The organism is Micromonospora sp. NPDC005172, from assembly GCF_040608555.1.
Lineage (GTDB): Bacteria > Actinomycetota > Actinomycetes > Mycobacteriales > Micromonosporaceae > Micromonospora.
In genome coordinates this window covers 21,554-31,365 of record NZ_JBEXIL010000030.1, presented here as the reverse complement: position 1 = coordinate 31,365, position 9,812 = coordinate 21,554, and the positions used below count along the sequence as shown (strand labels likewise).

Annotated in this window: 8 protein-coding genes; 5 read left to right on the top strand and 3 right to left on the bottom strand. The window is 71.6% G+C overall.

Going from position 1 to position 9,812, the window contains the following annotated elements; genetic code table 11:
* The first annotated feature begins 236 nt into the window (after positions 1 to 236).
* Positions 237 to 1,430, top strand: a complete 1,194-nt coding sequence (locus ABZV06_RS20645) for an endo-1,4-beta-xylanase (RefSeq protein WP_355623416.1) — start codon at positions 237 to 239, stop codon at positions 1,428 to 1,430.
* A gap of 46 nt (positions 1,431 to 1,476) precedes the next feature.
* Here ABZV06_RS20645 and ABZV06_RS20640 read toward each other — a convergent pair whose 3' ends face one another.
* The gene (locus ABZV06_RS20640) at positions 1,477 to 1,806 is read right to left on the bottom strand and encodes an NIPSNAP family protein (protein ID WP_355233588.1); all 330 of its coding nucleotides are present in this window, start codon (positions 1,804 to 1,806) and stop codon (positions 1,477 to 1,479) included.
* 83 nt (positions 1,807 to 1,889) lie between these two features.
* Between ABZV06_RS20640 and ABZV06_RS20635 the strand changes: the two genes are divergently transcribed.
* Positions 1,890 to 2,783, top strand: a complete 894-nt coding sequence (locus tag ABZV06_RS20635) for an endonuclease/exonuclease/phosphatase family protein (RefSeq protein ID WP_355623413.1) — start codon at positions 1,890 to 1,892, stop codon at positions 2,781 to 2,783.
* On the opposite strand, the gene ABZV06_RS20630 is transcribed toward ABZV06_RS20635, so the two are convergent.
* Together ABZV06_RS20630 and ABZV06_RS20625 are read right to left on the bottom strand one after the other, a co-directional pair.
* Positions 2,780 to 4,843, bottom strand: coding sequence for a hypothetical protein (locus ABZV06_RS20630; RefSeq protein WP_355623410.1), 2,064 nt, complete (start codon positions 4,841 to 4,843; stop codon positions 2,780 to 2,782). The two genes, ABZV06_RS20635 and ABZV06_RS20630, sit on opposite strands and share 4 nt — an antisense overlap.
* Positions 4,840 to 6,630 (bottom strand): HSP90 family protein, encoded by a 1,791-nt coding sequence (locus tag ABZV06_RS20625; protein WP_355623407.1) that lies wholly within the window; start codon positions 6,628 to 6,630, stop codon positions 4,840 to 4,842. The genes ABZV06_RS20630 and ABZV06_RS20625 overlap by 4 nt, the downstream gene beginning before the upstream one ends.
* A 122-nt stretch (positions 6,631 to 6,752) precedes the next feature.
* On the opposite strand from ABZV06_RS20625, the gene ABZV06_RS20620 reads away from it, so the two are divergent.
* The 3 genes from ABZV06_RS20620 to ABZV06_RS20610 are packed head-to-tail and all read left to right on the top strand — an operon-like array spanning position 6,753 to position 9,812.
* Positions 6,753 to 7,145 carry a hypothetical protein gene (locus ABZV06_RS20620; RefSeq protein WP_355623404.1) on the top strand — a complete coding sequence of 131 codons (393 nt, stop codon included), beginning with the start codon at positions 6,753 to 6,755 and terminating at the stop codon, positions 7,143 to 7,145.
* 1 nt (position 7,146) lies between these two features.
* Positions 7,147 to 9,591 (top strand): DUF4132 domain-containing protein, encoded by a 2,445-nt coding sequence (locus ABZV06_RS20615; protein ID WP_355623478.1) that lies wholly within the window; start codon positions 7,147 to 7,149, stop codon positions 9,589 to 9,591.
* Entirely contained in the window at positions 9,591 to 9,812 is a 222-nt protein-coding gene (locus tag ABZV06_RS20610) for a winged helix-turn-helix domain-containing protein (RefSeq protein WP_355233576.1), read from the top strand. Before ABZV06_RS20615 ends, ABZV06_RS20610 begins: the two co-directional genes overlap by 1 nt.

The window sequence follows — 9,812 nt, the reverse complement described above, 5'->3', positions numbered from 1 at the left end:
TTGACCGGCCCGGCGCGCGGCGCAGGGGCGAAACTTTCATCCGATGACTATCCACAGTCGCGCAGCTCACCCGACTGTTTTCCGGAAGTTTTCAGAGTTGACGGGGCCTATCGACGGCCATAATGTTTCGAACGAGTTTCCGGTCCTTCGAAGCCACGCCCCGCGCCCTTTTCATCCCGGGCCGCACCCTTCCTTCAAAGATCGACACTTGTCGATCATTATCGAGAGGTAGGCAGATGAAGCCAAGACGGTGGATCAGCGCCGGCGCCGTCGCCGTCGCGACCGCTGCGGCGTTGAACGCGGTGCCGGCCACCGCGAGCCGGCCGTACGACCCGACGACGCAGACCCTCGCGGCCCTCGGCCAGCGCCACGGCCTGAAGATCGGCACCGCGGTCAACGCGACAGCCCTCAACGACGCCGACGACCCGCGCTACCGCCAGCTCGCCGCCTCCGAGTTCTCCTCCGTCACCGCCGAGAACGCGATGAAGTGGGAGAGTCTGGAACCCACCCGGGGCACCTACGACTGGACGGCCGCCGACCAGCTCATCGAGTTCGCCAAGCGGAACCGGCAGAGCGTACGGGGCCACGTGCTGGTCTGGCACAACCAACTGCCCGCCTGGCTGACCAGCGGCGTCGCCGACGGCACCATCAGCAAGCAGGAGCTGCGCGAGCTGCTGCGCAGGCACATCACCACCGTCGTCAACCACTTCAAGGGCAAGATCTGGCAGTGGGACGTCGTCAACGAGGCGGTCAGCGACCCCTGGGACACCCCGTCGACGTTGCACTACAAGGGCTTCTGGGCGGAGAACCTCGGCCCGGACTACATCGCCGACGCGTTCCGGTGGGCCCGCGCCGCCGACCCGAAGGCGCTGCTGTTCTACAACGACTACAACATCGAGGCGTTCGGCTCGGGCAACCCGGCCGACGACAAGACGCAGTTCGTCTACGACATGGCCAAGGGACTGCGCGCCAAGGGCGTCCCGATTGACGGTGTCGGCTCACAGGGTCACCTGGGCACCCAGTACGGCAACTTCGACACCCTCCAGGTGACCGCCGCCCTGAAGCGTTTCGCCGCGCTCGGTCTGGCCACCGCGTTCACCGAGGTCGACGTCCGCAGTCAGATGACCGCGGGCGTCCAGGCCGGCAACTCCGAGGAGATCAACCCTCGGTTGCAGGCGTCGGCCGCCAACTTCAGCGTGCTGATGAAGGCGTGCCTCGCCGTCCGCAGCTGCCTGTCGTACACGGTCTGGGGTTTCAGCGACAAGTACTCGTGGGTGCCGGACTGGTTCAACGACCCGCCCGAGGGCCTGGCCACCATCTACGACGAGAACTACCAGCCCAAACGGGCGTACCAGGAGCTGAAGTCGGACCTGATCTCCGCCGGCCCGCCGTACGTCCTGCCGCGCGTCACACCCCGGCCGCACCGCTGAGACGGGCACGGGTCGTGCGGGGTCCACCCTCCCCGCACGGCCCGTGTCAGCGCGACCCGGTCAGGTCGTCACCCGGCAACAGCGGGCGCATGAACGTCCGCTCGTAGCGCACCACGCAACCCGACTCGTCGCGGATGGCGTCGGCCGCGACGAACTCCGGGTCACTGCCGAACCGTGCGCGGTACCGCTCGTACGCCGCCAGGCTCTCGAAGCTGAACAGGGCCTCGGCCCGGTCGCTGGCACCCTCGGCGGGCAGGAAGTAGCCGTGGTGCACGCCGCCGTGCCGGGCCACGAGCCGCATCCACGAGCGGGCGAACCGTTCGAACGCCTCGATCTGCGCGGGGTCGATGGTGTAGTGCACGACGCAGGTGATCATCGGTCCACCATAGAGCTCCGGGCGGGCGGCAGTAGGATCTCGGACACCTCGGCGAAGAGTGCCGCCTTGCTGCCGGAGTCCGCATGTCCGACGATCCGCCCGGCGACACCGACCGCCGCCGGGGCACGACCGTCCCTGGCCGGCGCGCGAACGGCCCGTTCCGCGCGATTCGCCGGGCCCTCGCCGTCGGCTGTCTCGTCGTCGTCGCCGGTGTGCCGGCCCGGCCCGTCCCCGCCTCCCCCGCGCCCACGACCCTGTGGGTGGCGCAGATGAACCTGTGCAACAGCGGTCGCGCCGCCTGCTACACCGGCCGGGCGGTGCCCAGGGCCGCCGAACTGATCAGGACCGAGCGGCCCGATCTGGTCACCCTCAACGAGATCTGCCAGGACGACGTGCCCACGTTGGAGGCGGTATTCGCGACGGTCCACGGCCGCGCGAGAGTCACGTCCGCCTTCCAGGCTGCCGGCGACCGGCCCAGCGGCGCCGACACCCGGTGCCGCAACGGCCGGGCGTACGGCATCGGTCTGCTGGCCCGACTGCCGACGACGGCCAGCCGGTACACGGTGCACAGTGGGATCCACCCTGCACAGGACCTCGCCGACCCCGAGGAACGACCCTGGCTGTGCGTCCACGTCGAGGGCGGGCTCAACGCCTGCACCACCCACCTGGCGGCCACCAGCCGCAGCGTCGCGCTCGCCCAGTGCGGCCAGCTGATCGACGGGATCCTGCCCGCCATTCGTCGGCGCACCGGGTACGCCCCCACGGTGCTGAGCGGTGACCTCAACCTGCGCCCCGGCGACGTGGGGACCTGCGTGCCGCCTGGTCATCCCCGCGTCGGTGACGGGGCGGTGCAGCACATCGTGGCCAGCGACGACATCAGCCTGTGCTGCGCCCGATCGGTGGACATGGACGGGGCGACCGATCACCCCGCCCTGTTGGCCACCCTCGTCGTCGGCTGCGCCCGCCCGGCCGGTTAGTCCTCGTCGTCGTCCGGTTCGAGGTCCTGCTCGTAGTAGTCGAGGTCGTCCTCGTCCATGTCCTGCGCGGCCAGTGCCTTCTCGGCCTCGTCGGCGCGGCCCTGCGCCCGCAGCGCCAGGCTCAGCAGGGCGGTGGCGTCGTAGCCGTACTCGTCGGGGTCCTCGGCCAGGACCTCCCGGGCCTCCGCCTCGGCGCGGGCCGGCTCACCGAGACGCAGCCGCAACCGCGCCCGGTACAGCCGGGCCGAGCGACGATCGTCCGCCAACTCGTCGCCGCCGAACAGGCTGACGGCCCTGTCGAGCCGGTCGAGCGCCTCGGCGGTGCGGCCGGCACGGTTCAGCAACTGCGCGGCGGTCACCTGGTCCCGGCCCGACAGCTCGGCGGAGGCAGGCCGCGCCTCCTCGCCGAGGGCATCGACGCGCGCCAGCACCGCCCAGGCGACGTCGTCCGGCGGCTGGTTGGCGAGGCGGCCCAGAGCCTTGCGCAGCACCCGCAACTCGGCGTCGGCGTCACCGTTGGCCCGGTGCCGGTCGGCGGCCGTGACCAGGTGCGTGAACCCCTCCGTACCGTGGAGCAGGTCGGCGGCGTCCTCCAGGATGGTCTCCAGCGGCGGCAGCCCGTCGGGCAGGTTCCCGGCCCGGATCAGCTCGGCCAGCACCACGCGGGCCGCGTCCCGGTGGTGGTAGGCCCGGCGGTACAGCTCCCACAGCAGGTGGCGGCAGCGGAGCGCCTCGTCGCGCAGACCGGCCCGGTCGAGGCTGCGGACCGCCTCCTCGGCGGCCTCGATCGCGTCCTCCTGCCGGCCCGCGTTGCGCAGGGTGTGCGCCACGTCCAGGCGGGCCCGCGCGGCGCCAGCCGCATCGCCCGCCGCGGTGCGGGCGGCGACCCGTTCGACGAGCGCTGCCAGCGCCGGGTCGGTCGTCCGCTCGGACGTGGTGACGCGCCCGGCGAGGACGGTGAGTGGTACGTGCTGCGCCACCGGGGTGGCGGCCATGCGCGCCTCGATTCGTTCGCTCTGGTGCCGGTTGCCGTTGCGGACGTCGAACCGGGCGGCGATCGTGCGGGCCTGCGCGGCCACCTCGTCGTGGACCTCGGCCACCGTCGCCTCCCAGCGGCGGGTGCCGTCGTCCGAGCGGCGGGACAGCGTCAGGTCGGCGTGCCCGGTCGCGCGCAGCCGGCCGAGGACCAGCGCGGCGGAGGCGGCGAACTCCATCGCCGCGTACGGGGACGAGGGGCGCTCCAGCCAGCTCAGGTGCCGTTCCACCAGCTCCAGGCCGCGTGCCTCGTTGCCGGTCAGCCCGCAGAACAGCACGTGCTGGGCGAGGTTGTCGAGGTGGTGACGGTCGGCGCGGATACGGCGGTAGCCGTCCCGGTGCGCCTCGACGGCCTCGTCGAACCGGCCGGTCCGCAGGTACGGCGTGAGCAGCTCGCTGAGCATCCACTGGGGCTGTTCGGTGCAGCCGCCGCGCTTGAACGGCTCCCCGATGGTGATGGCCTCGTCGTACCGGCCGAGCGACGTGAGGTGGCGGACCTGTCCCGACGGGACACACGCCTGGCAGTCCGACATCGAATCCCGCTTGGCGGTGACCATCCGGTCGTACGCCTCCTGGGCGGCTGCCATGTCCCCGACGTGGTGCGCCACGAGCCAGCGGTGCTGGTGGACCGCGTGCAGGCTGTGCCCGGCGAGCTGGTAGCGGCGCTGCATGTCGTCGAGTACCGCCATGGTGCGCTCCAGCGGGATGTCCGGGAACTGGGGCAACGCCCAGACGATCCACTTGAAGTCCCACAGCAACGTGCGGGTGTGGTGCGCGTGGACCACCTCGGGCTGCCGGTCGGCCGTCGCCAGGCACCAGGAGAAGGCGAGGAACGCCCGCGTCGGGTCACCGCCGTGGCGGAAGTCGCTGATCGCGTTCATCCGGGCCGAGAAGGCGAACGGCACGTCGCCGGCCGCGTCCGCGTGCCGGAAGACCGCGTCCAGCGCGGCGAACCGCACCGGGCCGCGCGGCAGCGCGTACGCCTGGCTGAGGCGTTCCCGCAACTCGTGCTCGGAGGTGGTCATCGGGTTCCCTCCATGGCGCGTGCGAGCAGACCGAGGAACGACTGGTTCAACGCGGCCGTGTCGGCGGGCCGCAGCGGCTGGTGGCCCAGCAGCAGCGCCTGCACGTACAGGCCCTCGATCGCGAGCGTCGTCAGCTCGTCGTCACCGGTGGAGATGGCCTGCCGCACCAGAGGATTGCGGTGGTTGAACACGAGCTGCGGCCGCTCGTCGCGCCCCTGGGTGAAGGTGCCGAGGATCGACGACCACAGCTCGTCGGCCTGCTCCTGCCCCTGACGCAGGTCGACCGCCAGGGCGGTGTCACCGTCGAGCAGGTGCAGCGCGGGCATGCTGGCCGGTTCGAAGGCCCGGACCAGCACCTGCACGCCGAGCCGGTCGAGGGTCCGCTGCGCCAGGACGAGGAAGGGCCGCACGGCCAGCTCGACGTCCGGGTCGAGCGGTTCCAGTCGGGTCGCCAGGTCGCTCGCCGTGAGGATCTCGGTGACGATGTCACTGTCCACGTCGGGCAGTCGGCTCACCAGCTCGGCGTCGTAGACGTAGCCCGCGTTCACGACGGCGATCCCCTGGGCTGCGGCGACCGCGGCGAGCTGCCGGAACTCGTCCACCGACGGCGTGTAACGCACCACGCCGTGCCGCTCGCGGAACTCGGCGAGCGTCAGCGGACCCATGTTCGTCTCGAACGGCCACCACTGCTCGACCAGGCGCAGCATCTCGTCGTCGTGCACGGCGAGGGCCTTGACGCCGAGGTGGTGCACCCGCAGGAAGGCCTGGAGGCCGCGCGGGTCGGTGCGTCCGAGCCGGGTCATCCAGCCGCGCAGGGTGTCGCCCAGCGCGTCGCGGACCTCGTCGAGCAGCGCGTCCTCGTAGAGCGCCTCCCGACTCGCGGTGGGGCGCAGCTCGGTCGTGTCGACCACGCAGCGGACGAAGAAGGCCCACTCCGGCAGCAACCGTTCGATGTCCTCGGAGAGCAGCATCTGCTTGAGGTACACCCGGTGGGCCACCCGCGACGTCGGGTTGGCCGGCATGGGCAGCACGAACGCCACCCCGCGCAGGCCCGCTGCGGGCACCGCCAGGTCGATCACGTCGAAGGGCGAAAAACCGAAGACCTCCTGGGAGTACGCGTCGAGGCGCTCCCGCCGTGCGCCCGCCGGCTCGGCCGGGTCGTTCTCCCAGGGTGCGAGGCCCGTGGTGATGGCCTCGTGGTCGACCTGCACGGGGATCGGCAGCAGCGACCCGTACAGCGAGGCGATTTCGACGACGGTGTCCCTGCCCAGCCAGTGCTCGGCGCCTCGCCGAGGCACCAGCGTCACGGTGGTGCCCTGCTCGGGGCGGTCCCGCTCGGCCGGGGCGACGTGCAGTTCGTACCGTCCGTCGCCGTACCCGATCCACTCGACCGTCGGACCACCGGCGGCACGGGTGCGTACCCGGATCTCGTCGGCGACCAGGAAGCAGGAGAGCAGACCGATACCGAACTGGCCCAGGAACTCGTGCCGGGCGAACCCCAGGTCGTCCCGCTTGGAGCTGCGGCCGATCGTGGCCAGCAGTTCGTGCACCTGCGCCTCGGTCAGGCCGATGCCGGTGTCCTCGACGCGCAGCGTGCCGTCCCCGGTGGATTCCGGCGGGTAAATGTGGATCGCACCCGGCGCGCCGGGATCGCCCACCCGACGGGCGGTGATCGCGTCGACGGCGTTCTGCATCAGTTCGCGGACGTAGACGCGTGGGCTGGCGTACAGGTGGTGACTGAGCAGGTCGACGATGCCGCGCAGGTCGACGTGGAAGGTGTAGCTCACAACCGCCCTTTCCGTGATCTGATCCGCTGCACAGTAGCGGCTGACCTGGCGTGCCGGGTGCCCGCTTTTCGTCGGACGGTTGTGCCATGCTGCCGCTCACCTCAGGGCAAGGAGCACAACGCATGGTCACGGTGATCGTTCGGGACGAGACGGCGACCGGCAGACCCGTCGACAGTTGGCCGTTGACGGGCCTGCCGGAGCGCATCTCCGCGCGCGAGCTGGTCCGGCTGCGGGTCCGCGAGGAGGTGGCGCGGTTCAACGCCGAGCGGCCGCGGCACTTCCGGGGCCTGGTGCAGCCGACCGACACGGAGGCCACGCTGAACGGCTACCGGGTCGCCCCGGGCCGGCGACTCGACTGGGAGGCGCAGGCGGATCGGGCCTGTGCCGCGTTCGCCCACAACGGTTTCCTGCTGCTGATCGGCGACCACCAGGTCGACGACCTCGACGAGGAGATCGACCTGCGGGCCGACCTCGACGTGGCGTTCGTCCGGCTCGTCGCGTTGGTGGGTGGCTGACATGGGCGACTGGACGGCGCTGCTCCCCCACCTGGGCGACACGGACCGGCGGCAGGTCGAGATCGGTCTCGCCGACGCCGGCGAACGGATCCGCGCGGTGCTGGGCATCGCCAGCACCTACTACTGGGGATCCTCGGTGACGAACGTGCCCGAGTGGTCCACCGTGGAATCGTGGTCGGCCGAGGACCGTCGCCGCGCCGCCCTGGCCATGCACCGGGAGTCGGCGTCCGCGTCGACCCCGACCGCGCTGAACGACGTGGTGCGTGCTCTCGCCTCCGGTGATCTCCCCTTCACGCGCGCGGACCTGCTGTGGTGCCTGCACGTCGCCGCTGAGGGTGCCTGCTTCGACAACGGCGCCCACCTGGAGCTGCCCGCGGTGATCGCGCCGCGCCTGACGGCCGCCGAACTGGCCGATCTGGTGCCGGCGCTGCGCGCCCTGAGCAGTGAGCTGGTCGACGACTACTTCATCGCGGCGGCGCCCCGACGACGTTTCGTCACGCTGCTCGGCCAGGCCATCGACCGCGCCACCGGCAGCCGCCTGCCGTCCTGGCTGCTGCACGACGGGGACAGCTTCGGGCCCGCCGTACGCGCCCACCTGGACGCTGACCTCGCCGCATCGGGCGTGCCGGAGCTGCTGGAGCACTGCGCCGCACTGGACAAGCCGGCGGCGACCGCGAAGTGGCTGCGCCGCCTCGACGAACTGCTCGTGGCCGCGCACGGCGGCCGGCAGGTCGTCCGCCGGCTCCTCGACGCGTTCACCGCCCACGGGCGGAGCGTCCACGACGACACCGACCGCCTCCTGCGCGGGCTGGTCTGGGCACTGTCGCGCGCGCGCGACGAGAGGGCGACGGAGCTGCTGGCACGGGCCACCGCCAGCGCGGCGTCCGCGCCGCGCGAGGCCGCCGGATTCCCGTACGCCTCGCGCACGGCGCTCGCGGCGGTACGCCTGCTGGCCGACCGCGACGGCGACGTGCCGCTGCGCACGCTGGCCCGACTCGCGATGACCGTCCGGAACAAGGCCGTGCGGAGCCGGGTCCAGACAGCGCTGACCCAGCTCGGGGCGCGACGCGGGTGGTCGTTCAGCGAGGTCATGGAGCTGGCCGTCGACGACCACGGGCTCGGACCGGACGGTCAGCTGCGCAGAGCGGTCGGCCCGTACGCGGCGACAGTCGAGATCGTCGGCGACCGGGCGCGCCTGGTCTTCGCCCGCGACGAGGTCACCCTGAAGGGCGTTCCGGCCCAGGTGAAGCAGTCCCACGAGGACGACCTCGCCGAGTTGCGGGCTCTCGTCAAGCAGGTCGGCGCGACCCTCGTCAGCGAGCGCCAGCGAGTCGAGGGGCTGCTGTCGGAGGAGCGCGTCTGGTCGTACCCCGAATGGTCGTCGCGCTTCCTCGACCACCCGGTGACCGCGACCTACGGGCGGCGCCTGTTGTGGGAGGTCAGCACTGACGGCCAGCGCTGGACGGCCGGTCTGCCCCGGCGTAACGGCGGCGCGTGGGCGATCGTCGACCGGGACGGCCACGCCCTCGACCACGGGCCGGTCCGGTTGTGGCATCCCGCTCGCGCGAGCACGGCCGAGGTGCTGGCCTGGCGCGGTCATCTGGTCGACGCCGGCCTGACGCAGCCGTTCAAGCAGGCGTTCCGGGAGGTCTATCTGCGCACGCCGGCCGAGGAGAAGACGGAGACCTACTCCAACCGGTTCGCCGCGCACATCCTGCGCTACCGGCAGGCCAACGCCCTGATGCGCGCCCGCGGCTGGCAGGCCGGCTACCTCGGCACCTGGGACGGCGGTTACGACAGCGAGGCCACCAAGGTCTTCGGCGGCGGCGCGTGGCAGGCGTCCTTCCACCACGCGCTGGTCGACGACCCGGAGGAGCGCCGCTACGACGTCGAGTACTGCTCGACCGACCAGGTGCGCTTCGCCCGACACGACGGGAAGACGTGGCAACCCGCGCCGGTCATCGACGTGCCACTGCTGGTGTTCACCGAGGCCATGCGCGACGTGGACCTGTTCGTCGGCGTCACCTCGATCGCCACCGACCCGCAGTGGGCCGACCGCGGTGAGGACCGGTTCTCCGCCTACTGGCACCGGACGGCGGTGGCGGAGCTGACCCCGTCGGCGCAGGTACGCCGGGACGCGCTGGCCCGACTGCTGCCCCGGATGGCCATCGCGGGCCGGGTGGACCTCGCGGAGCGGTACCTGCGGGTGCGGGGCAACCTGCGGGCGTACCGCATCCACCTCGGCTCGGGCAACATCATGATGGAGCCCGACGACAGGTACCTGTGCATCGTGGCGGCGCGTCAGCAGACCGGACGCCTGCACCTGCCGTTCGACGACGACGCCATGCTCGCCACGATCCTGTCCAAGGCGATCATGCTCGCCGCCGACGACCGCATCACCGACCCCACCGTGCTGAGCCAACTCCGACCCTCGGAGATCGGTTGATGCCGACCGAGCGCGTGGACTACCGGCGCATAGCCAACGAGATAGCGGGGAGGATCAGGTCCGGGGAGCTCGCGCCGGGCGAGAAGCTACCGTCCACGCGGGAACTGGCCGAGCAGCACGGTGTGCACATCTCCACGATCAACCGGGTCATGACGATCCTCAGGGATCGCGGGTTGGTCGAGGGGCATCCCGGCAAGGGCGTCTACGTGGCAGAGGCCTGA